This is a genomic window from Streptomyces minutiscleroticus, from assembly GCF_014650875.1.
GTDB lineage: Bacteria > Actinomycetota > Actinomycetes > Streptomycetales > Streptomycetaceae > Streptomyces > Streptomyces minutiscleroticus.
Window position 1 is genome coordinate 1 of sequence record NZ_BMVU01000039.1, and the last position, 23,947, is coordinate 23,947.

The 23,947-nt window shown below is 73.9% G+C and carries 21 protein-coding genes; 10 read left to right on the plus strand and 11 right to left on the minus strand.

What is annotated here, in order from left to right; genetic code table 11:
* Positions 1-57 precede the first annotated feature (57 nt).
* Together IE271_RS29020 and IE271_RS29025 are read right to left on the minus strand one after the other, a co-directional pair.
* Positions 58-1,710: a threonine/serine exporter family protein gene (locus tag IE271_RS29020; RefSeq protein ID WP_190193433.1), complete on the minus strand. Its 1,653-nt coding sequence runs from the start codon at positions 1,708-1,710 to the stop codon at positions 58-60.
* Between the two features lie 144 nt (positions 1,711-1,854).
* Positions 1,855-2,346 (minus strand): inorganic diphosphatase, encoded by a 492-nt coding sequence (locus tag IE271_RS29025; RefSeq protein WP_190193490.1) that lies wholly within the window; start codon positions 2,344-2,346, stop codon positions 1,855-1,857.
* 79 nt (positions 2,347-2,425) lie between these two features.
* On the opposite strand from IE271_RS29025, the gene dacB reads away from it, so the two are divergent.
* From dacB to folE, 6 genes are all read left to right on the plus strand, one after another.
* Entirely contained in the window at positions 2,426-3,991 is a 1,566-nt protein-coding gene (gene dacB / locus IE271_RS29030) for a D-alanyl-D-alanine carboxypeptidase/D-alanyl-D-alanine endopeptidase (RefSeq protein WP_190193434.1), read from the plus strand.
* A 123-nt stretch (positions 3,992-4,114) separates the two neighbouring features.
* Positions 4,115-5,242 carry an Rv3626c family coenzyme F420 biosynthesis-associated protein gene (locus tag IE271_RS29035; RefSeq protein WP_190193435.1) on the plus strand — a complete coding sequence of 376 codons (1,128 nt, stop codon included), beginning with the start codon at positions 4,115-4,117 and terminating at the stop codon, positions 5,240-5,242.
* Between the two features lie 174 nt (positions 5,243-5,416).
* A complete protein-coding gene (gene tilS, locus IE271_RS29040) occupies positions 5,417-6,451 on the plus strand; it encodes a tRNA lysidine(34) synthetase TilS (protein WP_190193436.1) in 1,035 nt (344 codons plus the stop codon).
* Between the two features lie 201 nt (positions 6,452-6,652).
* Complete coding sequence (gene hpt / locus IE271_RS29045; RefSeq protein ID WP_190193491.1) at positions 6,653-7,213, plus strand: hypoxanthine phosphoribosyltransferase; 561 nt, start codon at positions 6,653-6,655, stop codon at positions 7,211-7,213.
* A gap of 204 nt (positions 7,214-7,417) precedes the next feature.
* Positions 7,418-9,451 carry an ATP-dependent zinc metalloprotease FtsH gene (gene ftsH, locus IE271_RS29050; RefSeq protein WP_190193437.1) on the plus strand — a complete coding sequence of 678 codons (2,034 nt, stop codon included), beginning with the start codon at positions 7,418-7,420 and terminating at the stop codon, positions 9,449-9,451.
* 140 nt (positions 9,452-9,591) lie between these two features.
* On the plus strand, positions 9,592-10,197 hold the full coding sequence (gene folE / locus IE271_RS29055) for a GTP cyclohydrolase I FolE (protein ID WP_190193438.1): 606 nt from the start codon (positions 9,592-9,594) through the stop codon (positions 10,195-10,197).
* Between the two features lie 123 nt (positions 10,198-10,320).
* On the opposite strand, the gene IE271_RS29060 is transcribed toward folE, so the two are convergent.
* The 7 genes from IE271_RS29060 to IE271_RS29090 form a co-directional block, all read right to left on the minus strand.
* Positions 10,321-10,806 carry a DUF3180 domain-containing protein gene (locus IE271_RS29060; protein WP_190193439.1) on the minus strand — a complete coding sequence of 162 codons (486 nt, stop codon included), beginning with the start codon at positions 10,804-10,806 and terminating at the stop codon, positions 10,321-10,323.
* Between the two features lie 161 nt (positions 10,807-10,967).
* On the minus strand, positions 10,968-11,576 hold the full coding sequence (gene folK / locus IE271_RS29065) for a 2-amino-4-hydroxy-6-hydroxymethyldihydropteridine diphosphokinase (protein WP_190193440.1): 609 nt from the start codon (positions 11,574-11,576) through the stop codon (positions 10,968-10,970).
* Entirely contained in the window at positions 11,573-11,932 is a 360-nt protein-coding gene (gene folB / locus IE271_RS29070) for a dihydroneopterin aldolase (protein ID WP_190193441.1), read from the minus strand. Before folB ends, folK begins: the two co-directional genes overlap by 4 nt.
* Positions 11,933-12,227: 295 nt before the next feature.
* Positions 12,228-12,731 (minus strand): nuclear transport factor 2 family protein, encoded by a 504-nt coding sequence (locus IE271_RS29075; protein ID WP_190193442.1) that lies wholly within the window; start codon positions 12,729-12,731, stop codon positions 12,228-12,230.
* Positions 12,728-13,588: a dihydropteroate synthase gene (gene folP, locus IE271_RS29080; RefSeq protein ID WP_190193443.1), complete on the minus strand. Its 861-nt coding sequence runs from the start codon at positions 13,586-13,588 to the stop codon at positions 12,728-12,730. Before folP ends, IE271_RS29075 begins: the two co-directional genes overlap by 4 nt.
* A 181-nt stretch (positions 13,589-13,769) precedes the next feature.
* On the minus strand, positions 13,770-15,332 hold the full coding sequence (locus IE271_RS29085) for a phosphatidylglycerol lysyltransferase domain-containing protein (protein ID WP_229919623.1): 1,563 nt from the start codon (positions 15,330-15,332) through the stop codon (positions 13,770-13,772).
* A gap of 340 nt (positions 15,333-15,672) precedes the next feature.
* Positions 15,673-16,833, minus strand: coding sequence for an ABC transporter ATP-binding protein (locus IE271_RS29090; RefSeq protein WP_190193444.1), 1,161 nt, complete (start codon positions 16,831-16,833; stop codon positions 15,673-15,675).
* Between the two features lie 217 nt (positions 16,834-17,050).
* Here IE271_RS29090 and IE271_RS29095 point away from each other — a divergent pair, with 217 nt between their 5' ends.
* The 4 genes from IE271_RS29095 (at position 17,051) to IE271_RS29110 (ending at position 21,559) form a co-directional block, all read left to right on the plus strand.
* The gene (locus tag IE271_RS29095) at positions 17,051-17,788 is read left to right on the plus strand and encodes an ABC transporter permease (RefSeq protein ID WP_190193445.1); all 738 of its coding nucleotides are present in this window, start codon (positions 17,051-17,053) and stop codon (positions 17,786-17,788) included.
* 28 nt (positions 17,789-17,816) lie between these two features.
* On the plus strand, positions 17,817-18,497 hold the full coding sequence (locus tag IE271_RS29100; RefSeq protein WP_190193446.1) for an ABC transporter permease: 681 nt from the start codon (positions 17,817-17,819) through the stop codon (positions 18,495-18,497).
* Between the two features lie 86 nt (positions 18,498-18,583).
* Positions 18,584-19,552 (plus strand): ABC transporter substrate-binding protein, encoded by a 969-nt coding sequence (locus tag IE271_RS29105; RefSeq protein ID WP_190193447.1) that lies wholly within the window; start codon positions 18,584-18,586, stop codon positions 19,550-19,552.
* Positions 19,553-19,798: 246 nt separating this feature from the next.
* Entirely contained in the window at positions 19,799-21,559 is a 1,761-nt protein-coding gene (locus IE271_RS29110) for a coiled-coil domain-containing protein (protein ID WP_190193448.1), read from the plus strand.
* A 255-nt stretch (positions 21,560-21,814) separates the two neighbouring features.
* Here IE271_RS29110 and IE271_RS29115 read toward each other — a convergent pair whose 3' ends face one another.
* Both IE271_RS29115 and IE271_RS29120 read right to left on the minus strand, forming a co-directional pair.
* Entirely contained in the window at positions 21,815-23,272 is a 1,458-nt protein-coding gene (locus IE271_RS29115) for a PH domain-containing protein (RefSeq protein ID WP_190193449.1), read from the minus strand.
* A gap of 38 nt (positions 23,273-23,310) precedes the next feature.
* Positions 23,311-23,922: a PH domain-containing protein gene (locus IE271_RS29120; protein WP_190193450.1), complete on the minus strand. Its 612-nt coding sequence runs from the start codon at positions 23,920-23,922 to the stop codon at positions 23,311-23,313.
* Between the last annotated feature and the right edge of the window lie 25 nt (positions 23,923-23,947).

The following is a 23,947-nucleotide window of genomic DNA, read 5'->3' on the forward strand; positions in this document are numbered from 1 at the left end:
GCGTGCGGCGCGGCACCCGGAAGGGGTGCCGCGCCGCACGCGTTCCGTCCCACGCGCCTAGAAGCCGCGCGTCCGCTTCGCCGCCCGGCGGTTGCCCGCGCCCGGGACCCGCAGGAACAGCCGGGAGATCTCCGAGCCGAGGTTCACGCCGATGGCGATCGCCATCGCCAGGGCGGCGGCCTTGGAGAGCGACACCAGACCCCGGTCGACGTCGTTCTGCGCTATCGCCAGCAGCCCGAAGTACGTCGCCGAACCGGGCAGCAGGGGACCGATCGCGGCCGTCGTGTACGGCAGCGCCGAGGTGAACCGGTAGCGCGACAGCAGCTGTCCGAACAGGCCCACCAGGCCCGCCGCGACCGCCGTCGAGGCGACCGGCGAGATGCCGCCGACGTTGTGCATGGCGCCGTACACCGTCGACGCGACACCGCCGTTCGCCGTCACCCACAGCACCGTGGAACGTTCCTGCTGGAGCAGGATCGCGAAGGTGAGCGACAGCAGCATGCCCGCGCCGATCTGGTACAGCGGGCGGTCGCCCGTGCCCAGCGCCGCGTCCGGGTTGAGCTGCGCGCCCAGCTTCACGCCGAAGTACAGGATCACCAGCACCCCGACGACGATGCCGATGAAGAAGTACATGACCTCCAGGAGCCGGGCCGCCGCGGTGATGTAGAAGCCGGTCAGGCCGTCCTGGACGCCCGCGACCAGCGCCCGTCCCGGCAGCAGCGCGAACAGCCCACCGGTGATCACGGCGGACGCCTTCACGTCCACGTGCGCCAGGGTGAGCGTGATGCCGATCGCCGCCGGCGGCATCGCGGCCACCGTGAACTGGTAGAACTCCGGCAGTCCGCGGCCCGCGGCCAGCCACGCCAGCCGGTCGCCGAGCATCGCGCCGAGCGCCGCCGCGACGAAGACGACCACGCCGCCGCCGACGAGTACGGAGGCCGCGCCCGCCAGCAGCCCGGCGGACAGCGTCAGCGCCCAGCCGGGGTACGGGTGGCGGTTGCGGCGGATCTCCGCGAGCCGCCGGTAGGCCTCCTCCAGGGAGATCGAGGTCTCCGGGTCGCTGAGGTCGTCGACCAGCTGGTACACCGCCGACAGGCGCGTGTAGTCGGTGCCGCGTCGGCGCACCGTGCGCGACGCCGTGACCGGGTCCTCGACCAGCGAGGGCTGGTGGGAGATCGACAACAGGGTGAAGGTGACGTTCGGCTCGCAGCGGTCGAGGCCGTAGGAGCGGCAGACGGCGAACATCGCCGCCTCCACGTCCTCGGCGTTCTCGCCGCCCGCGAGCAGCAGCTCCCCGATGCGCAGCGTCAGGTCCAGGACGCGCGGGATCGCGGGGCCCGCCTCGTCCGCCGCCTTCTGCACCGGCTCCGGCGCGGGCCGCTCGGCCACCGGCATGCGCAGCATCGTGCGCATCCGGTCCTGCCAGGGCAGCTCCTTGGTCAGCCGGAGCGCCGGTATGCCGTCCGGCGGCGTGAACGCGGGCGGCGCCTGCTTCGCGCTGTAGGTGCGCGGTGTGCTGAACGCCGACCCCTCCGGCTCGGCCGCCGGCGCCGCCGGGACGTCGAGTCCCTTCGGGATCGCGAACTCCGACGTCGTCGACGACTCGTCCTCCACCGCGACGGCCTGCGCCGTCACGCCCGCAGGCCTGCCGAAGGCGCTCCGTGCCTCGTCGGACTGCGGCTTGCGGTCCTCAACCTCCGGGTCCGCCACCTGTCCCCGCCTCGCCTCTTGTACGTGTGCCTGAACCCCGTACGTACCTCGCGTTCGCCCCAGTATGCGCACGGGAAGGCGGGCGGGAACGCAAACGGGCCACGCGCCCCGGTGGGAGCGCGCGGCCCGTTCGGGGCACGGGGGTCAGTGGCCGCCCTGCTCCTTGAAGCGCTTGTACGACTTCTCGATCTCGGCCTCGGCCTCGGCGCGGCCCACCCAGTCGGCGCCCTCGACGGACTTGCCGGGCTCCAGGTCCTTGTAGACCTCGAAGAAGTGCTGGATCTCCAGGCGGTCGAACTCCGACACGTGGTGGATGTCGCGCAGGTGCTCCACGCGCGGGTCCGTCGCCGGCACGCACAGCAGCTTGTCGTCGCCGCCGGCCTCGTCGGTCATCCGGAACATGCCGATGGCGCGGCAGGTGATCAGGCAGCCGGGGAAGGTCGGCTCCTCCAGGATGACCAGCGCGTCCAGCGGGTCGCCGTCCTCGCCGAGGGTGTTCTCGACGAAGCCGTAGTCGGTCGGGTAGGCGGTCGAGGTGAAGAGTCGACGGTCCAGGCGGATCCGACCGGTCTCGTGGTCCACCTCGTACTTGTTCCGCGAACCCTTCGGAATCTCGATCGTGACGTCGAACTCCACCGGTGGCTCCTCCATGATCAGCGCATACGTCGGGTGGTTAAGTGTCCCTCACGCAGGTGTGTGATCGCGAAAGGGGCTGGTGGTCGTGCCAGAGCTGAGGGCGTGGCAGGCCGCGAAACCGCACGTCGAGCGGTTCGCACGAGCCGCGCGGCCGCGTCTCGCGCGGACCGTGGAGCTGGTGAAACCGCAGGTCGCACGGGTCACGAAGCCGACGGCCTGGCAGTACGCGACGGTCGCCGCGACCGCCGGACTGGCGCTGGCCGCCGGAGTGGTGACCGCCGCCGGGCCCTGGGACTCCTCCGGTCAGCGTACGGCGGAGCGGGAGCGGGCCGCATCGGGGGAGCTCGCGGGTGGCGCAGATCACGGATCGGTGCCCGGTGTGTCCGGAAAGCAGCCCGCGCCCGCGCCCAGCGCCGGGCCCGTCCTCGCGGCCGCCCGCTCCGCGCCCACACCCACCGGCGACGGCCTCGCCGACGTCCTGGACCCGCTGCTCGACGACTCCGCGCTCGGCACCTCGCGCACCGGCGCCGTCGTCGACGTCGCCACCGGGAGGCGGCTGTACGGCAGGGACGCGGGCAAGGCCCTCACCCCCGCGTCCACCACGAAGATCGCCACGGCCGCCGCCGCGCTCACCGCGATGGGCGCCGACCACCGGATCAGGACCCGCGCGGTGTACGAGCCCGGCACCGGGGAGCTGGTGCTCGTCGGCGGCGGCGACCCGACCCTGACCGCCCGCGAGGACGCCGACGGCAACGCCAGCCTGCGCAAGCTGGCCGACCGGACGGCCCGCGCCCTGAAGGACGGCAGGGGCGGCAAGAAGGGCAAGGGCGGCAAGGTGAGGCTGGCGTACGACGTCTCGCTGTACAAGGGCTCCGACCGGCACCCCATCGGCCCCAACGAGAACCTCGCCCCCGTCACCGCGCTGATGGCCGACGAGGCCCGCACCGACGACTCCTCCAGCGGCCCGGCGCCGCGCGGCACGGACCCGGCCGCCGACGCCGCCCGCACCTTCGCGGACCTGCTCCGCGACCGGGGCGTCGAGACCACGGAGCCGAAGGCCGCCGAGGCGGACGACGACGCGAAGACCCTCGCCTCGGTCCAGTCGCCGCCCCTGTCGGCCCTGGTCGAGCGGATGCTGACCAACAGCGACAACGACATCGCCGAGGCCCTGGCCCGCCAGACCGCGCTCGCTTCCGGCGAACCGGCGAGCTTCAAGGGCGGCGCGGCCGCGATCCGCAAGCAGCTGAAGAAGCTGGACCTGCCGCTCAAGGGCGTGAAGTTCGCCGACGGCAGCGGCCTGGACCGGGCCGACCGGATGACCGCGGACCTGCTCACCGCCCTGCTCGCCGAGGCGGGCGCCGCCGGGCGCCCGGAGCTGCGCCCCGTCCTGACGGGCCTGCCCGTGGCGGGCTTCACCGGCACCCTCAGCAGCCGCTACGACGGCCAGCCGGGCACCGGGGTGGTCCGCGCCAAGACCGGCACCCTCACCGGCGTCCACACCCTCGCGGGCACCGTCGTCGACCGCGACGGCCGCCTGCTCGCCTTCGCCTTCCTGACGTCGTCGAACCCGCCCGGCGACCCCGCCGCCGCCCAGCGGGGCCTGGACCACGCCGCCTCCTCGCTCGCCGACTGCGGCTGCGCGTAGGCTCCGGAAGGGGACGCGGCATCCGGGGCGGGGGTGCGGCGGGGCCGCCGCGGGGCGCGATCGGGGGCAACCCCGGCCACGCAGCCCTCACCACACGGCGATCCGCTCCCGTACGGTTGACGCATGACGAGCATCGGTGGTGCGGAGATGGTCGACTGGAATCTCGCGGTGGCGACCGCGACCCGGCTCGTGCGTCCGGGACCCGAGGTGAGCCGCGACGAGGCCCGTGCCGTCGTCGCCGAGCTGCGCAGGCACGCCAAGGCGTCGGAGCGGCACGTCCGCGGCTTCACCGGCCTCGGCACCGACGAGGCCCACGACACGCCCGTCCTCGTCGTCGACCGCCCCGGCTGGGTGCGGGCCAACGTCGCCGGGTTCCGGGAGGTCCTCCGGCCCCTGCTGGAGAAGATGCAGGAACGGCGCGGCAGCACCCCCGGCGGGGCCGTCCTGGGCGCCGTCGGCGGCAAGGTCACCGGCGTGGAGCTGGGCATGCTGCTGTCGTTCCTGGCCTCCAGGGTGCTGGGGCAGTACGAGACCTTCGCCCCGGCCACCCGGGACCTGCCCGCGGGCGCGAACGGCGGCGGCCGGCTGCTGCTCGTCGCCCCGAACATCGTGCACGTCGAGCGTGAGCTCGACGTGCAGCCGCACGACTTCCGGCTCTGGGTCTGCCTGCACGAGGAGACGCACCGCACGCAGTTCACCGCGGTGCCGTGGCTGCGGGACCATCTGGAGGGCGAAATCCAGTCTTTCTTGGAGGAGACGGATGTCGACCCCATGACGATCCTGGAGCGGATCCGGGAGGCCGCCCAGTCCCTGGCCGGGGGCCGTCCCGAGGGCGAGGAGGGCGACGAGGGCGGCCGCTCGATCGTGGAGCTCGTGCAGACGCCCGCGCAGCGGGAGGTGCTCGGCCGCCTGACGGCCGTGATGTCCCTGCTGGAGGGCCACGCCGACTTCGTGATGGACGGCGTCGGACCCGATGTCGTGCCCTCCGTGGAGGAGATCCGCGAGAAGTTCCAGCAGCGCCGCGCGAAGGGCGCCTCGCGCCTCGACACGGCCCTGCGCAAGCTGCTCGGCCTGGACGCCAAGCTGCGCCAGTACCGGGACGGCGAGCGGTTCGTGCGGGCGGTCGTCGAGCAGGTCGGGATGGAGGGCTTCAACCGCGTCTGGACCTCGCCCAACACCCTGCCCACCAAGGCGGAGATCGCCGCTCCCGCGGAGTGGATCGCACGGGTGCACCGCAAGCCCGAGGCGTGAGGCGAAAACGGCCGACGGCAGGCTCGAGCTTCCGCTATCACCCGTCCGAGGGACCGTGAGCCCGGAGTAGGCGTGCAATGCTCGGGGAACGGCTCGGCTCTGTCACGATCTACACACTCTGCGTGACAGGCTTTCGGGCTCACACCCCCGACAACTTCATGAAGGGAACCGGACATGGGTCCCCATCCTGCGGTCGCGGCGATACGCCTGGCGGTTCGCCGCGTACTCCACGACGTACTGAACGACCACGCGCCCGAGCGGCTCTCGCCGGGCGGAGGCCCGCCCGGACGGGCCACGGCGCCGCTCGTCCTGGTCGCCTGCTCCGGCGGCGCCGACTCCATGGCGCTCGCCTCGGCCCTCGCCTTCGAGGCCCCCAAGCTCGGCGTCCGGGCCGGCGGCGTCACCGTCGACCACGGCCTGCAGCCCGGCTCCGACCTGCGCGCCGCCGAGGTCGTCCACCGCCTCACCGGCCTCGGCCTCGGCCCCGTCGAGTCCGTCGCGGTGAGCGTGGGCCGCGAGGGCGGCCCCGAGGCCGCCGCGCGGGACGCCCGCTACGCCGCCCTGGACGCCGTCGCGGAGCGCCACGGCGCCGCCGCCGTCCTCCTCGGCCACACCCGCGACGACCAGGCCGAGACCGTCCTGCTCGGCCTCGCCCGCGGCTCCGGCATCCGCTCGCTGTCCGGCATGGCCGAGGTCTCGGGCTCCGGCGGCCGCTACCGCCGCCCCTTCCTGCAGCTCGACCGGCAGACCGCCCGCAAGGCCTGCATGGCCCAGTCCCTCCCCGTCTGGGACGACCCGCACAACGCCGACCCGGCGTACACGAGGTCGAGGCTCCGCCAGGAGGGCCTCCCCGCGCTGGAGAAGGCGCTCGGCAAGGGTGTCGTCGAGGCCCTCGCCCGGACGGCGCAGCTGTCCCGCGACGACGCCGACGCCCTCGACGCCTGGGCGAGCCGGGCCGGCGAGTCCGTGCGCGACGACTCGGGCCTGCTGGAGTGCACGAAGCTCTTCGCCCTGCCGCCCGCCGTGCGCCGCCGCGTCCTGCGGCGCGCCGCCATCGAGGCCGGTGCGCCCGCCGGGTCCCTGTTCGCCCGCCACATCGAGGAGATCGACCGGCTGATCACCGGCTGGCGCGGTCAGGGGGGCATCAACCTCCCGGGCAAAGTCGTCGCCCAGCGGCAGGGTGGCAAACTGGTGATTCGGCAAGGCTGACGGACGCCCCCGCGGGGGCGTCGGCGTTCCCCGCGGGGAGCACCTGTCAGCCGCGCCCGTGAACCACAGGGACGTGTCGCCGCCGGCAGCGACGGCGCGCCGAGGGCCGTGCGGTACGCGCGGCCGGGCACCACCGGCCGCCGACGGCGGCCCCGGTGTCCCCGGGGCGAGCGGGCCGGAAGTGCGGGACTACCGAAAGTGATGCGGGTGGACGCGAAAGACATGGGCACCGACCTGAAGTCGGTGCTCATCACCAAGGAAGAGATCGACGCGAAGCTGGCCGAGCTGGCGGCGAAGATCGACGCGGAGTACGCGGGCAAGGACCTGCTGATCGTCGGAGTCCTCAAGGGCGCGGTGATGGTCATGGCGGACCTGGCGCGCGCGCTGTCCACCCCCGTCACCATGGACTGGATGGCCGTGTCCTCGTACGGGGCGGGCACCCAGTCCTCCGGAGTGGTGCGGATCCTCAAGGACCTCGACACCGACATCAAGGGCAAGCACGTCCTGATCGTCGAGGACATCATCGACTCGGGACTGACCCTGTCCTGGCTGATCTCCAACCTCGGCTCGCGCGAGCCCGCCTCCCTCAAGGTGTGCACGCTGCTGCGCAAGCCGGAGGCGGCCAAGGTCGCGATCGACGTGGAGTGGGTCGGTTTCGACATCCCGAACGAGTTCGTCGTCGGCTACGGCCTCGACTACGCCGAGAAGTACCGCAACCTGCCGTTCGTCGGGACGCTCGCGCCCCACGTGTACGGCGGCTGACGGTTCTCCCCGCGGTCCCGGACGGGCCGCGGGACGTCCGGGGGACGTCCGGGAACCTCGGCGGGTGTCGCGCCGTTGGAGCATGCGAGACGGTTTGTCAGCCGTACCGCGCGGCTTCGGGTGACAATGCTGGGGTACCGTCCGAAGAACAGTCTTATCAAACTCACTATGGCAGGAGGGACGGGGCGGCACCGCTCCGTGTGGATGGACGTGAAGCGATACTTCCGTGGGCCGGTCATGTGGATCGTGCTGGCCGTCCTTGCCGTGGTCGTGTTGATGCAGGTCGTCGGCTCGTCCGGCGGCTACAAGACGGTGGACACCGGCCAGGTCGTCCAGGCGATCAATGAGGACCGGGTCAAGTCGGCCAAGCTCACCACCGGCGACGAGCAGACCGTCAAGGTCGAGCTCAAGGATGGCCAGAAGGTCGAGGGCAGCTCGAAGATCCAGGCGAGCTACATCGGCGACCAGGGCGTGGCGCTGGCGACCACGCTTCAGGAGAAGTACCAGAACAAGCAGATCACCGACGGCTACACGGTCTCGCCGACCAAGCAGAACGCGTTCGTCGGCATCCTGCTGTCGCTGCTCCCCTTCGTCCTCATCGTCGTCGTCTTCCTGTTCCTGATGAACCAGATGCAGGGCGGCGGCTCCCGGGTCATGAACTTCGGGAAGTCGAAGGCGAAGCTCATCACCAAGGACACCCCGAAGACGACGTTCGCCGACGTGGCGGGCTCGGACGAGGCGGTCGAGGAGCTCCACGAGATCAAGGAGTTCCTGCAGGAGCCGGCGAAGTTCCAGGCCGTCGGCGCCAAGATCCCCAAGGGCGTGCTGCTGTACGGCCCGCCCGGTACGGGCAAGACGCTGCTCGCGCGCGCCGTCGCGGGCGAGGCGGGCGTGCCGTTCTACTCGATCTCCGGTTCCGACTTCGTCGAGATGTTCGTCGGTGTCGGCGCCTCCCGGGTGCGCGACCTGTTCGAGCAGGCCAAGGCGAACGCCCCGGCGATCGTCTTCGTCGACGAGATCGACGCCGTCGGCCGGCACCGCGGCGCGGGCCTCGGCGGCGGTCACGACGAGCGCGAGCAGACCCTGAACCAGCTGCTCGTCGAGATGGACGGCTTCGACGTGAAGGGCGGCGTCATCCTGATCGCCGCCACGAACCGGCCCGACATCCTCGACCCGGCGCTGCTGCGTCCCGGCCGCTTCGACCGCCAGATCGCGGTCGACCGCCCGGACATGCAGGGCCGTCTGGAGATCCTCAAGGTCCACCAGAAGGGCAAGCCGGTCGCGCCGGACGTCGACCTGTCGGCCGTCGCCCGCCGCACCCCCGGCTTCACCGGTGCCGATCTGTCGAACGTGCTGAACGAGGCGGCCCTGCTGACCGCCCGCAGCGACAAGAAGCTGATCGACAACAAGATGCTGGACGAGGCGATCGACCGCGTGGTCGCGGGCCCGCAGAAGCGGACCCGGATCATGTCGGACAAGGAGAAGAAGATCACCGCGTACCACGAGGGCGGTCACGCCCTGGTCGCGGCGGCCTCGCCGAACTCCGACCCGGTCCACAAGATCACGATCCTCTCCAGAGGACGTGCGCTCGGCTACACGATGGTGCTGCCGGACGAGGACAAGTACTCCACGACGCGCAACGAGATGCTGGACCAGCTCGCGTACATGCTGGGCGGCCGCGCGGCCGAGGAGCTGGTCTTCCACGACCCGACCACCGGTGCGGCCAACGACATCGAGAAGGCGACCGCGACCGCGCGGGCCATGGTCACGCAGTACGGCATGACCGAGCGGCTCGGCGCGATCAAGTTCGGCGGCGACAACACCGAGCCGTTCCTCGGCCGGGAGATGGCGCACCAGCGCGACTACTCGGAAGAGGTCGCCGCGCTCGTCGACGAGGAAGTCAAGAAGCTCATCGAGAACGCGCACAACGAGGCCTGGGAGATCCTGGTCGAGAACCGCGACGTCCTCGACAACCTGGTCCTGGCGCTGCTGGAGAAGGAGACGCTGGGCAAGGAGGAGATCGCCGAGATCTTCGCCCCCATCGTGAAGCGCCCGGCCCGCCCCGCGTGGACCGGTTCCTCCCGGCGCACGCCGTCCACCCGCCCGCCGGTGCTCTCCCCCAAGGAGCTGTCGCTGACGAACGGGGCGAACGGCTCGGCCCCGGCGATCACCGGCGCCTCCGCGGACCAGCCAGGACAGTCGCTCGAGAAGTCTCCCGAGGAGCGTCCCGAGAGCTGACCCCGGCCCCCGCGCGGTGCGCGGCCCGGAATGAATGCCGCGTTCCCCAGGTTCTAGCCTTGGGGAACGCGGCATTTCGTATGCCCGGACATGAGACGCGTGGATCCGTACGCGTCGCAGGCTCAGGAACGAGGCACCAGATGACCGACGCCGTGACGCTGGACGGCGAGGGCCCGATCGGCGAGTTCGACGAGAAGCGGGCCGAGAACGCCGTGCGCGAGCTGCTCATCGCGGTGGGCGAGGACCCGGACCGCGAGGGCCTGCGCGAGACCCCGGCCCGCGTCGCCCGCGCGTACCGGGAGATCTTCGCGGGGCTGTGGCAGCAGCCCGAGGACGTGCTGACGACGACGTTCGACCTGGGTCACGACGAGATGGTCCTGGTGAAGGACATCGAGGTGTTCTCGACCTGCGAGCACCACCTCGTGCCGTTCCGGGGCGTCGCGCACGTCGGCTACATCCCGTCCGCCAACGGGAAGATCACGGGTCTGTCCAAGCTGGCCCGGCTCGTGGACGTGTACGCCCGCCGCCCCCAGGTGCAGGAGCGCCTCACCACACAGGTCGCCGACTCCCTGATGGAGATCCTGGAGCCGCGCGGCGTGATCGTGGTCGTGGAGTGCGAGCACATGTGCATGTCCATGCGTGGCATCCGCAAGCCGGGCGCGAAGACCATCACGTCGGCGGTCCGGGGCCAGCTGCGGGACGCGGCCACGCGCAACGAGGCCATGAGCCTGATCATGGCCCGCTGACCCCTCCGCCGCCGGCCGCCGACGGGAGCGGACCGCGGACACCCGTCGGCACGGGCAGCGGACCGCGGGCACCCGCGTCGGCAGGGGCGGTCGCGCGCCCGTACGCGTGAGGTGCCGCCGGGGTCAGGCCGCCGGGGCGGCGCCCGTGTGGTCGTCGTCGTCCTCGGGGAGCTTGCACACGCGCTCCAGGAACAGCGCCGCCCCTATCACCGCGAGGCCCGTGAGGACGGAGAAGCCCGCGTAGATGGCCTGGTCGCGCCGGGCGGGGATGTCCAGGGACTCCAGCAGGAAGGCGCCCGTACCGCCGTACATGCCGGCGACGAGGGCCGCCACCAGGGCGCTGGCCTGCCCGAAGACCACCGCGCGGGCCGCCATCAGCGGGTCGACGCCCTTGGCGCCGGGGCGGCGCTCGCGCTGGGCCCTGAGCCGGGCGCGCAGTGACAGGGCGGTGGCCAGCAGGACCACGGCGATCAGGGCCAGGACGACGGGTGCCGCGAGGGGGACGCTGGGCAGGGTCCCCACCGCGTTCCACAACCGGGCGACCGCCCAGGACAGCACTGCGGCGACGACGAACACGCCGGCCAGCATCCTGATGCGCAGCTCTTTCACTCGTTTCCCCTCGTGCGGCACGGGTCGGCCCGGCGTTCCGTCCCCGGGCCGGCCGCCCGTCGTCCTCGCGGCCGTCGGTCGTCCTCGCGGCCATCCGTCGTCCCTGTGGTCGTCCGTCGTCCCCGTGGTCGTCCGGCCGGTGGTCGTCTCGACCTTAACGACTACTCGGGCAGCCGGAGTTCCAGGTCGGCGCGTGCCGTGACGCCCTCGCGGGTGACGGCGTCCAGGAGCGCGGCGACGGGACCGCGCCCGGGCAGCTGCGCCCCGGGCTCCACGTCGTGCCAGGGGGCGAGGACGAAGGCCCGCTCGTGGGCGCGCGGGTGGGGCAGCGTCAGGACGGGGTCGTCGGAGACCTCGTCGGCGTACGTCACGATGTCGACGTCGAGGGTGCGGGCGCCCCAGCGCTCGTCGCGCACGCGGTGGAACGCCTCCTCCACGGCCTGCGCGCGCTCCAGCAGGGAGGCGGGCGGCAGGGTGGTCCTCAGCACGACCACCGCGTTGAAGTACGAGGGCTGGGAGCCCGGCTCGACGCCCCAGGGCTCGGTCTCGTACACCGGGGAGACCGCCTTCACGCGGACGCCGGGGGTGTCCTCCAGCGCGTCGACGGCGCCCTGGAGGGTCTCCAGGCGGTTGCCGAGGTTGGAGCCGAGGGAGAGCACGGCCCGTTTCGGGTCGTGCAGGGTGGAGTCGGCGGCGTCCACCTGCCGCACCACGGACGCGGGCACCGGCTGGACGGTCGGGTCGCTGGGACCCTCGGCGAACGAGGTCATGCTCGGCTCCGGGTGATGGTGACGGTCACGTCGTCGAAGGGGACCGTGATCGGCGCCTCCGGCTTGTGCACGCAGACCTCGACCTCCTGTACCCCCTCGTGCCCCAGGCACACGGCGGCGATGCGCTCGGCGAGCGTCTCGACCAGGTCGACGGGCTCGCCCTCGACGACGGCCACGACCTCCTCCGCCACGATGCCGTAGTGCACGGTCTTCGCCAGGTCGTCGTCGGCCGCGGCGGGCCGGGTGTCCAGGCCGAGGGCCAGGTCCACGACGAAGGTCTGGCCCTTCTCGCGTTCCTCGGGGAAGACACCGTGGTGCCCGCGGGCCCTGAGGCCGCGCAGCGCGACACGATCCACGCGAATCACTCCTGCAGTCGTCGGACAGTGTTCTCCCGGTGCGTTCCGGCTCCCGGGTCCGGGTCCCCGGGTGCGGCCGGCGCACCGGCCGCGGACGAATCTACCGGCGGGCGCCGCCGGCGCCCGCCCGCGGGGTGCGGGACCGGCGGGGACCGGACGGCGCCGTGAGGTCCCGGGGAGATCGCGGCCGGGGCCGGGGACCCGCCCCCGGCCACGGCCCGTGTCCCCGGTGCATCGTCCCCCGCGCACCCGCCGGTCCGTCCCGCGACGGGCCGGGCCCCGCCCGGCGCGTACGTCACTCGGGCGAGTCGTCGCCGTCCTCCTCGTCGCTCTCCGCCAGGACCGGGGAGGCGTGGTGGGACCAGAGCTTCCAGCCGTCCGGGGTGCGGCGGAAGACGTTCGTGGCGACGACGAGCTGGCCCACGAGCGGACCCAGCTCGTCGCCCTCCTCGGGCGCTGGCCCGCCGCTGAGGATGTTCTCGGTGCAGGTCACCAGGGCGGTGTCCCCGGTCACCGAGACGTGCACGTCGGTGAGGAAGAACTGGATGTACTCGGTGTTCGCCATGATCAGCGCGTACGAGCGCAGGACCTCGCCGCGGCCGGTGAGCACGGGCCAGCCGGGGTGCACGCAGGAGACCACGCCCGCGTCGGCGGGGTCGTGGTACTCCTCGTCCACGCCGAGGTCGGCGGGGGTGAGCCAGAGCGAGCTCAGCCGCTCGAAGTCGCCGCCCTCCAGCGCCTCGTAGAAGGCGGTGTTGGCCGCTTCGACCTGCTCCACGTCGGTGTGGGGGGCGCTCACTTGGCTCCTTCCACGGCCCGGGCGACCCGGACGGCGTCGGCGGTGGCCCGCACCTCGTGCACCCGGACCGCCCACGCGCCGTGGTGGGCGGCGAGCGCGGAGACGGCGGCGGTGGCGGCGTCGCGCTCCCGGGCCGGCGGCGGGGAACCGTCCGGGCCGGCCAGCACGTGCCCGAGGAACCGCTTGCGGGAGGCGGCGACCAGCAGCGGGTGGCCCATCTGCCGCAGCCGGTCCAGGTGGGCCAGGAGCGCGAGGTCCTCCGGGGCGCCCTTGGAGAAGCCGAGACCGGGGTCGACGACGACGCGGTCGGCGGCGACGCCGCCCTCCAGGACGGCCGCCACGCGCGCCCGCAGCTCGTCGACGACCTCGGAGACGACGTCCCCGTACGAGGCCTTGATGTTGGCGCCCTCCAGGAAGCCGCGCCAGTGCATGACCACGAAGGGGGCGCCGGCGTCCGCGACGACCGGGATCATCGCGGGGTCGGCGAGGCCGCCGCTGACGTCGTTGACGAGGACGGCGCCGGCGGCCAGGGCCTGCTCGGCGACGGAGGCGCGCATGGTGTCCACGGAGATCGTCACGCCCTCGGCGGCGAGCCCGCGGACGACCGGGACGACGCGCCTGAGCTCCTCGTCCTCGTCGACGCGGGTGGCGCCGGGACGGGTGGACTCGCCGCCGACGTCGATCAGGTCCGCGCCCTGCTCGACCAGTTCCAGGCCGTGCTTGACGGCGGCGGTGGTGTCGAACCAGCGGCCGCCGTCGGAGAAGGAATCGGGGGTGACGTTGACGACGCCCATGACGGCGCAGCGGTCCCACGCCGGAAGGCCCGCCACATGGCCGCGCCCGCTCTGCTTGCTCATGCGTCCAGCCTAGGCGCTGCCCCCGGCGCCTCCGCGGGCGCCGGGGCGCACCGTCCCGCCCCCGCCCGGTACGTGGGGGCCACCGTCGTACCGGGCGGGGGCGGGTGGACCGGCCGCTCCGCGGCACGGGGGAGGGGCTGTGCGGAGCGACCGGAGCCGGTGGGGCCGGAGGAGCACGGGGTCACGCGGTACGGACGCCGCGCTCCGGCACGGTGGGGGTCGAGGCGGGAGGGGGCGCGGGGGCGCGGGGACGGCCGGCCGGGGAGGCGTCCGTGACGTCAGTGACCTCCTTGACGTCCGTGACGTTCGATACGTCCGGGATGTCCGCGGCGGCCGCGTGCGCTTCGTGGGCCGGGGGGAGGGCGCCCCGGGGGGTTTCGGAGGCTGGGTCCGCCGGTTCCTGGGAGGGGCCGGTCCCAGTGCGCGGGCCGGTCCCAGTGCGCGGGCCGGTCCCGAGGGCCGGGCCGGATCCGGTGGTGGCCGGGTCGGACCCGAGCCCCGCGTCGGTCCCGGGACCCGGATCGGTCTCGGGAACCGGGGCGGTTTCAACGGCGGCTGGAGCGGTCCCGAGACTCGGGGCGGTCCCGTGGACCGGGGCGTCTCCCATGCCGGCCGGGCCGGTCACGAGGCCCGGCCCGGTCCCGGTGTCCGGGTCGGTCCCGGTGTCCGTACCGGTTCCGGTGTCCGGGGTGATCCTGGAGTCCAGGCCGGTCTCGTGGGCCCACACCTCGCCGCCCCGGGCGGAGCAGCCCGTCACCGCGGGGGTCCAGGAGTGCGCCCGGGCCTCGTCCATGAACCGTTCGATGGCGCCCGGCCAGGCCTCGACGTCCCCGACCGGGTCGCCGTCCGCCAGCATCACCCCGGCCACCACGCGGTAGGTGACGGCGGCCCGGCCGCTCGGCGAGAACACCACCGCCGTGCCGCGCCGCGCCGCGCAGGGCCCGAACGGGTCGCGGCCGCCGTGCTCGGCGAGCAGCGCCCGGAGGCGGGCCGCGTCGTCCCCGGTCAGCCGCGCGGCCGGGGGACCGGGACGCAGGGCGAGGTGCAGCGTGGTGACCACGGTGAGCAGGCCGAGGGCGCCGAGGGAGCAGGCGACCGTCCAGGACGTGCTCCCGTCGTAGTCCACGGGGCCCGCCACGCCCACGAGGCCGTACATGACCTGGGTCAGGCGGTCGGCGAGGCTGAGGTCGCCGCCTCCGCGGCGCGGGTGGACGCCGGCGACGGCCAGCCCGAGCACGAGGGAGCCGGCGCCCATCAGGACGAAGTGGGCGAGTGCGCGCCAGCGGCTGCGCCGGCCGGGCGGCGCCGTGAACCGCTCCCGGTGACGCAGCAGCGGCGGCGCGAGCAGCGCGAGCGGGACGGCGGCCGCGAGGAGGCCGGCGGGCGAGGGGCGGTACACGCACTGGGCCGCCGCGCCGGCCGGAAGCAGGACCACGGCGGCGCGCCACGCCCGGTGCTCGCGGCGGCGCAGCCCGGGGGCGAGCAGCAGCAGGAGGACGCCCGCGCTCAGCGACAGGGCGGCGGACAGCGGGCCGAGCGCGCCCGGCGGCGTCCCGGCGCCCGCGTACGCGGGGCCCGGCCCGGGCCCGGGGCCCGGGAACACGCCGGCGGCGATGTCCAGCAGTCCGGCGAGCGCGCAGGCGTGGGCGGCCAGGACGGGGACGGCCTCCGGCCGGGGGCCGTGGAGGAGGCGCCCGGGCCGCCGCGTACGGCCGGGGGCCCCAGCGGACTTCTTGCCATCCATGCCGACAGACATTGCATCCCGTAGTTCCGCGAAAGATCCCGAAACCGGAGCCAGTCCTGCATCCGGTGACATTGCGCCCTGTAGGACGGTGTCGCGGACGGGCGGGTTCACTCGGTGCGCGAAACCGTCGCCGAAGGCCGCCCGGGACCGGGCGGGGGCGGGCCGGGGCGGGGTGTCCCGCACGGGCGGCGGTGCGCCGGCCACCCGCGGCCGGGGGCGTGCCGGCGTACCAGCCAGGACGCCAGGACGCCAGGGCGTCGGGGCGTCGGGGCGTCGGGACGCTGGGGTGCCGGGACGCTGGGGTGCCGGGACGCTGGGGTGCCGGGGCCGCGGTACCGTCTCAGCGGCCGCCGACCACCCCGTCCAGCGTCTCCAGGTCGACGTCCGCGCGGGCGATGTCACGGGCGTCCGCGGCCGTCGAGCGGCGCAGGGCCTCGTGCAGCCGCGCCGGGGTGAGCACGCCCAGGAAGCGGCTGTGGTCGGTCTCGTCGACGACGGCGATCCAGCCCGCGTCGTGCTGCAGCATCGTCGAGAACGCCTGCTTCAGGGACGCCCCCACGGGCAGCCACGCCTCCATGCGGCGCGCGTGCTCGCGCACCGTGCCGGTCCGTGTGCGCGTGTGCTCGGCGGAGACCCAGCCGTGGAGGTTGTCGTCCGCGTCCAGGACGACGGCCCAGCGTCCGTCGAGCTCCTTGGGCAGCGGGTCGTCGAGGTGCACCACGGGCGGCTGCTCGAGGTCGCCGGGCTCGATGGGCGTCACCGACAGGCGCTTCAGGCCCCGGTCGGCGCCGACGAAGTCGGCCACGTAGTCGTTCGCGGGCGCGCCCAGGACGGTCGACGGGGTGTCGAACTGCTCGATGCGGCCCTGCCCGAAGACGGCGATGCGATCGCCGAGCCGGACGGCCTCCTCGATGTCGTGCGTGACGAACAGGACCGTCTTGCGCACGGACTGCTGCAGCCGCAGGAACTCGTTCTGCAGACGCTCGCGCACGACCGGGTCGACCGCGCCGAACGGCTCGTCCATCAGCAGCACCGGCGGATCGGCGGCCAGCGCGCGGGCCACGCCGACGCGCTGGCGCTGCCCGCCGGAGAGCTGGTCGGGGTAGCGGTCGCCGAAGACGGCCGGGTCCAGGCCGACCAGGTCGAGCAGTTCCGCGGCGCGCTCGCGGGCCCTGGCGCGCTTCACGCCGAGCAGGTGCGGCACGGTCGCGGTGTTGTCCAGGACCGTTCTGTGCGGGAAGAGGCCGACCTGCTGGATGACGTAGCCGATGCGGCGGCGCAGCTCGACCGGGTCGACGGCGGAGACGTCGTCGCCGTCGAGGAGGATCCGGCCGGCGGTCGGTTCGATGAGCCGGTTCACCATCTTCATGGTGGTGGTCTTGCCGCAGCCGGACGGGCCGACGAGTGTGACGAGCTCGCCACGGGCGACCTCGAAGGACAGGTCGTCGACGGCCGTGGTGCCGTCGTCGTACCGCTTGGTGACGTGCTCGAACCGGATCATGGCTCCCCATTGTGGCCGTCGGTCGCGGACACCGTGTGACGGCAGTGTTTCAGTCGCCGGGCGAATCCCGGCCGTTGTCGGTGGCGGGGGTTAGGGTCGTCGACAAGTGAACGCCGTCGCGGTGTGGACGTCCACAGGCGGGTATCTCCGGGAGGCGTCGGGCAGATCACAGACGTACGTCGGCATACGGCCGTCGATCCGGGGGGAGGTGGGGCCGATGAGCGAGCAGAGCTGCCTGGTGGCCAACGACTGGGTCTGCGGGGAGTACCTCCGCACCCGGAGCCAGGAGCTGGTCGACGCGACCCTGCAGCACGTGGGCATCACGGCGGCGGCGGTCGGGATCGGGGTGGCCGTGGCGCTCCCGCTGGCCCTGCTGGCGCGGCGGTACCGCCGCCTGGCGGGCCCGATCCTCGGCGTGACGACCGTGCTCTACACGATCCCCTCGCTCGCGATGTTCTCGCTGCTCCTGCCGCTGTTCGGCCTGTCCGCCGCGCTGGTGGTCACGGGCCTGGTGCTCTACTCGCTCACGATCCTCGTGCGCAACGTCCTGGCGGGACTGCGGGCGGTCCCCGAGGAGGCCGTCGAGGCGGCCCGCGGCATGGGGTACGGGCCGGTGCGGCTGCTGTGGGAGGTCGAGCTGCCGCTCGCGCTGCCCGCCCTGCTCGCGGGCGTGCGGATCGCCACGGTCTCCACGATCGCCCTGACGACGGTCGGCGCGATCGTCGACTACGGCGGCCTGGGCACGCTGATCCTCGACGGTCTGGACAGCACGTTCAAGGCGCAGGTGCTCACCGCGTCGGTGCTCTGCGTCCTGCTGGCGGTCGCGGCGGACCTGCTGCTGCTCGGCGTGCAGCGGCTGCTGACGCCGTGGACGCGCACCCGGCGCGCGGGCCGCGCCCGCGTCCGTGCGACGGCGGAGAAGGCGGAGGCGGAGAAGGTGGCGGGGCCGGCATGACGGCGGCGGACAGGACGGCGGAGGCGGCATGAACGCGATCTCCGGGGCGTACGACTGGCTGACGACGTCCGCCAACTGGCAGGGCGAGCGGGGCGTGTGGCACCGGCTCGCCGAGCACCTGTACTTCAGCGGCGTGACCCTCGCCGTCGCGTGCCTGCTCGCGCTGCCGGCCGCGCTGTGGCTCGGGCACCTGGGCAGGGGCGGCGCGCTCGCGATCAACATCTCGAACGTGGGGCGGGCGGTGCCCACCCTGGCGGTGCTGGTGCTGCTGACGCTCACGCCGCTCGGCGAGCACGGCGGCCTGCCGACGCTGATCGCGCTGGTGCTGTTCGCGGTGCCGCCGCTGCTGACCAACGCGTACATCGGCATGCGCGAGGTCGACAGATCCGTGGTGGAGGCCGCGCGGGGCATGGGCATGAGCGGCGGCCAGGTCTTCCTGCGCGTGGAGCTGCCGCTCGCGTACCCGCTGGTCATGACCGGGCTGCGGTCGGCGGCCGTGCAGGTCGTCGCCACGGCGACGCTGGCCGCGATGGCGGGCGAGGGCGGTCTCGGGCGGATCATCACCGCCGGGTTCAACCTGCAGAACACACCCCAGGTCGTGGCCGGCGCCTTCCTGGTGGCGGTGCTCGCCCTCCTGGTGGAGACGGTGCTGGTGGTGGCCGGGCGGGCCCTGGACCCGATGCGCGGCCGTCCCGGTACGGCGCGATGACGGACGACGACTTCTTCTCGACGGCTTCCCCGGGGCGGCGCCCCGGGCGTTCCAGTGTTCCAGTGAAAGCGAATGGGTGATCGAGGATGAACAGCAGAACGCGTCGGGCGGCGGTCGCGGCGGTGGCCGCCGGCGCGCTGGCCGCCGGGCTCACCGCGTGCGGCGGGGACAGCCTGGAGGACGGCGGTTCCGGCTCCGGCACGGCGGACGGCGGCAAGAAGGGCTCGCTCGTCGTGGGGGCGGCCGGTTTCACCGAGGCGAAAGTGCTCGGTGAGCTGTACAAGCAGGTTCTGTCCGACGCCGGTTACAGCGTCACGGTCAAGACGGTCGAGAACCGCGAGATCTACGAACCGCAGCTGGAGAAGGGCGCCATCGACGTCGTTCCCGAATACGCGGCGACGCTCGCGGAATTCCTCAACCTGAGGGAGAACGGCGCGGACGCGAAGACGGTCGCGAGCAGCGATGTCGACGCGACGGTCGCGGCGCTGAAGAAGCTCGCGGAGCCGAAGGGCCTGAAGGTGCTGCCCGCGGGCGAGGCGGTCGACCAGAACGCGTTCGCGGTGAGCGAGGAATTCGCCGAGAAGCACGACCTGAAGTCCCTTTCCGATCTGGGGAAGGCGGGGGTCGAGGTCAAGATCGCGGCCGGTGACGAATGCGAGACGCGGCCCTTCTGCGCGCCGGGCCTGGAGAAGACCTACGGCATCGACGTCGCCGGGATCGACCCCAAGGGCGTCGGGACCACGCAGTCCAAGCAGGCCGTCAAGAACGGCACGGACCAGCTGGTGCTGACGACCACCACGGACGCGACGCTCAAGAGCTTCGGCCTCGTGCTCCTGGAGGACGACAAGAAGCTGCAGAACGCGGACAACATCCTTCCGGTCGTGAACGCGAAGGACGCGGGCGGCCAGGAGATCGCCGATGCGCTCGGCAGGATCACCGACACGCTCACCACGGACGACCTCGTGGAACTGAACCGCAAGGTCGATGCCGAGCGGCAGAAGGAAGCCGATGTCGCGAAGGACTATCTGGAGTCCAAGGGATTGATCGGGAAGTAGCCGTGAACGGCTCACGGCGCCGTGGGCGGCGGGCGGGACCGTCAAAGGCGGATGAGAGGGGGAGAGCGGCGCACTCGGCGCGGACGGGGAGAGCGGAGCGATAGAAGAGCGACGGGAGAGCCGAAACGGTTCTCCCGCGCTTGATGACGCGTTGTGAACTCTTCGGGACGTGTGAAGTCCCTGGGACGGCTGTGTTTTTACCGTGCGAGGCACCATGTTTCGCCTACGCGCGGTAAGTTTCTGGCCATGCCACGTGGACGCCATCGCCATTCCCCACCTCTGCACCGGCTGCTGCCCCCCTCGGTGATCGCGGGCGTGTCGCTCGTCTGTGCCGTGGGGCCCTGGTTGTCCGGCGAACCGGCGGTGCTGCGCGGCCTCGCGGGGGTCGCCGCGGCCACGGCCGTCGTCGGCGCGATCGTGCTGCGGCGCTGGGACGCGTCCGCCGGGAAGCAGGTCGCGGACCTCGCGCGGGCGCGCGCGAGCGACGAGTGGCGCTACGAGGAGCGGGTCGCCGAACTGGAGACCGACCTGGAGGAGTCGCGCGAGCTGCGCACCAAGCTGGAGCAGCGGCTGCGCGCCAAGCGCACCGAACTGGCCGGCCTGCGCAACGAGCACGCGGCGCTGCTGCGGCGGTACGCGACGGCGGAGACGGAGCGGGCCAGCGCCCTGGAGGGCCAGCGGCAGCTCGCCATCGAGACGGCGCCCGAACCGGCCGCGGGCCGGGAGGACGCGACGACGGTCCCCGGGACCTCCGGTGCGGTGGGCACCGAAGGGGCGGAGGACACCGTACGGACGGAGACGGGCGTACGGACGTCGGCGGACGTTCCGGCACCCCGCGAGGAATCCCGCGAGGAATCCCGCGAGGAATCCCGCGAGGAGTCCCGGACGACCTTGACCGCCTCGCTGTACGCGAGCGCCGACGCGGCGCTGATCCGGCTGGCCGGCGGGCGGGCCGGGCGGACCGAGGCGGGCGCGGAGAACGCGGAGAGCGCGAAGAGGACGGAGGCGGCGCAGCCCGCGTCCGGGGCCGGGTCCGCGTCCGTGGACGCGGACGTGGCGAGGAGCGGGGCGGAGGACACGGCCGGGGTGTCGGGCGAGGCGCCGGGCGAGGCGCCGGCCGGATCCGGTGCGGGAGCGTCGGGTTCCGGTTCCGTGGAGGACGGGGGCCGCGCGGACGCCGCGCCGGTGGACGACGCCCCGGCCGCCGGGGACGGACCGGAGCAGGCCGCGGCGGAGACGGACGCAACGGACGCAGCGGTGGCCGAAGGGCCGCAGCCGGCCGCGGCGACGGAGCCGGAGACGGCCGCGGCCCGGGGGCCGGTGGCCCCGGGCGCCGGGGAGACCGGCCCGGCGGCCGGGACCGGCGCGCCCGAGGCGGGCCCCACGGCGGCGGACGCCCCGGCGCCCGGAGCCCCGCAGGCCGGGTCTCCGCAGGCCGGATCACCGGGGCGCGGCTTCTTCACGCCCGCCTCGCCGGTGTCCGGCGCGCGGAACGGCTCCGGCCAGGACGCCTCCGCGGACGCCGCGCAGGCTCCGGCGGCCGGGGAGGACGAGGCGCGGGGGAAGGCCGAGGCGGTCGGCGGGCACGAGCACGCGACCGCCGCGCCCGCCCCGACGGTCCCGCCCGCGTCCTCGGGCCACTTCGCCGTGCCGACGGCCGTGGCGGTCGTACCGGCGTCGCCCGCGCGGCGGCCGATGGTGGAGGGCGGCTTCGACTTCTTCGGAACCCAGAAGAGCGCGGAGGCCCTCGGTCCCGCCGAGTCCGCCGCCCCCGCGGGGCCGGCCGGCCCGGCCGGGCCGGCCGATCCGGTGCGGAACTCGGTGCAGAGCGAGGACCTGGCCGACGTCGTCGGCCAGGAGGCGCTCGCCGTGCACAAGGCCGAGTCCGAGACCTCCTACAAGCCCGCGGGCGACGGGTCCCGGGACGTCGGCCAGGTCATCGACCTGACCGAGCACGACGAGACCGAGCGCATCGACGTCGAGGAACTGCGCGGCGCGGTGTCCTGAAGGCGGGCGCCGGTACCGGTACCTGCACCTGTGTCGGCGTCGGTCCGGTGCCTTCCGGCCGTGTCCGGAGAACCGCGCGCGAGGGCGGTGTCGGTACACACGTACCGCCACCGCCCTCCGCCGTTCCCGGGGAGGCCCGCCCGTTCCCGTCGGGAGGCCACTGGTCCTGCCGGGAGGCCGCCGGCTCCGCCGGGGGACCGCCGTGTCCCTACGGGGGGGAGGCCACGGACCCTGCCGTGAGCCGGCCGGCCCCCTCTACGCCATCCACCGGTCGGGCCGTGCCTCCCGGCGTCCCGTGCGGGAACGATCCGCCTGGGCGTACAGCAGGTCGGCGGCCTCCGCGGCGTCGCGCAGCCGGGCCGTGACCGTCTTGTTCGCGCCGGTGTCCACATGGACGTCCGCCAGGCCCTGCACCCGCGCCCACGGCCCCTGCGCCAGCCGTACGCTCTGCACCTTGGCGTGCGGGACGAGCGCCGTGGTGCGGCGCAGCAGCCCCCTGCGCGCCGCGAAGACCGTGTCCGTGACCGCGAGGCCGTGCCCGCGCCACCACAGCGGCAGGCAGCGGCCCGCCATGCGGGGCGGCCGCGACAGCCCCTCGGGCACCGTCACCCCGGGCAGCACCCGGGCGATCACCGATGCGGCGACCTCGCGCGGGGCGACCGGCACCAGCACGGAGTTGGCGGACCCGGCCACGTCCAGTTCGACGCGCACCCAGCCGCGCCTGCGCCACAGCAGCGGTTCGACGACGCGCACGGTCTGCACGCGGCCGGGCGGCACCGTCTCGTGCGCGTGGTCGAGCAGCCCGTGGTCGATGCGCAGCCCGTCCGGCGACTCGCCCACCGTCCAGTCGTACTCGCCGACGAACCGCCCCACACTGCTCGCGCCCGCCGCGCCCAGCAGCGGCACCCCGGTCGCGAGCACCGTCCACACGCTGTGGGTGGCGAACCACAGCACCGGCGGCACGACGACGGCGGCGATCAGCATGCCCCAGGTCGCCCCGGTGAGCAGCAGCGACACGGCGAGCACGCCGGGCGGGACGTGCAGCAGCCGCCGGACCGGGGCCTCGCCCACCTCGTGCGCGGTCTCGGGGGCGAAACCGGCGGCCCGGGCGAGCAGTTCGGCCCGCAGCCGCTGGGCGTCGTCCTCGCCCAGGTACGCGAGTTCGTCCTTCTTGTCGGTCCCGACGACGTCCAGCCGCAGCTTGGCGACGCCCACGACGCGGGCCAGCAGCGGCCGGGTGACGTCGACGGCCTGGATCCGCTCGAGCCGGATGTGCGCGGTGCGCCGGAACAGCAGGCCGGTCCGGATGCGCAGCTCGCTGTCGGTCACCGCGTAGTGGGTGAACCACCAGCTCAGGAAGCCGTAGAGGGCGGCCGCGGGAACGAGGACGGCGAGTCCGACCAGCAGCGTGGTCATGGTGAGCCGGGCCAGTTGCCGCTGCACCTGGTCGGGGTCGTGCACCGCCCAGCCCGCGACCACGGCGACCGGGGCCCAGGCCCGCCGCAGCGGCGTGACCGGGTGCAGCCGCCGCTCCCGGAGAGCGGAGCCCTCCCGCACGTCCTCTCCCTGTACCTCCGCCCCCTGTATCCCCTCCCGCGCGTCCTCTCGTACGTTCTCCCGCGGGGCCTGGCCGCCGGCCGTGTCGGGCGCGTCAGCCGCGTCGGGCACGGTGGGCGCATCGGGCGTGTCGGCTGTGTCGGGCGCGTCGGCCATGTCGTGAGCGGTGCCCGGCGGCGGGCCCGGGGGCGTCGTCACAGCCCCGCCGATCGGGCCTCGCCCAGCTGGGTGAGCCGGTCCCGCAGCCGCTCCGCCTCCCGCGGGTCCAGGCCGGGGATGGTCGCGTCCGTCGCGGCGGCCGCGGTGTGCAGCTGCACGCTCGCGAGCCCGAAGTGCCGTTCCACGGGGCCCGAGGTCACCTCCACGAGCTGCATCCGCCCGTACGGCACGACCGTCTCCTCGTGCCACAGCACGCCCCGGCTGATCAGCAGGTCGTCGGAGCGCTCGGCGTACCGCCAGGACCGCCAGTTGCGCCCGAGCATCGGCCAGCCCCACGCCAGCACGGCCGCCGGGACCAGCGCGAAGGCCGCCCAGACCGGTCCCGCGAGCAGGCCGGGCAGCAGCGCGGCGGCGAGCGTCAGCGGCACCAGCCACACCACCAGCAGCAGGCGCCGCATCCGCAGCAGTCCGGGCGGCAGGCCGGTCCACTCCGGCCCGGCCACCCCTGCGGACGCGGCTCCGACCACCCCTCCGGACGCCGTTCCGGCCACCGTTCCGGATGCGGTTCCGGCCGCGGTTCCGGATCCGGTTTCGGACACCGCTCCGGCCGCCGTGTCTCCCGTGGTCCCCGGGCTCCCCGTCTCCATGCCGCAAGCGTACGTACGCCAGACT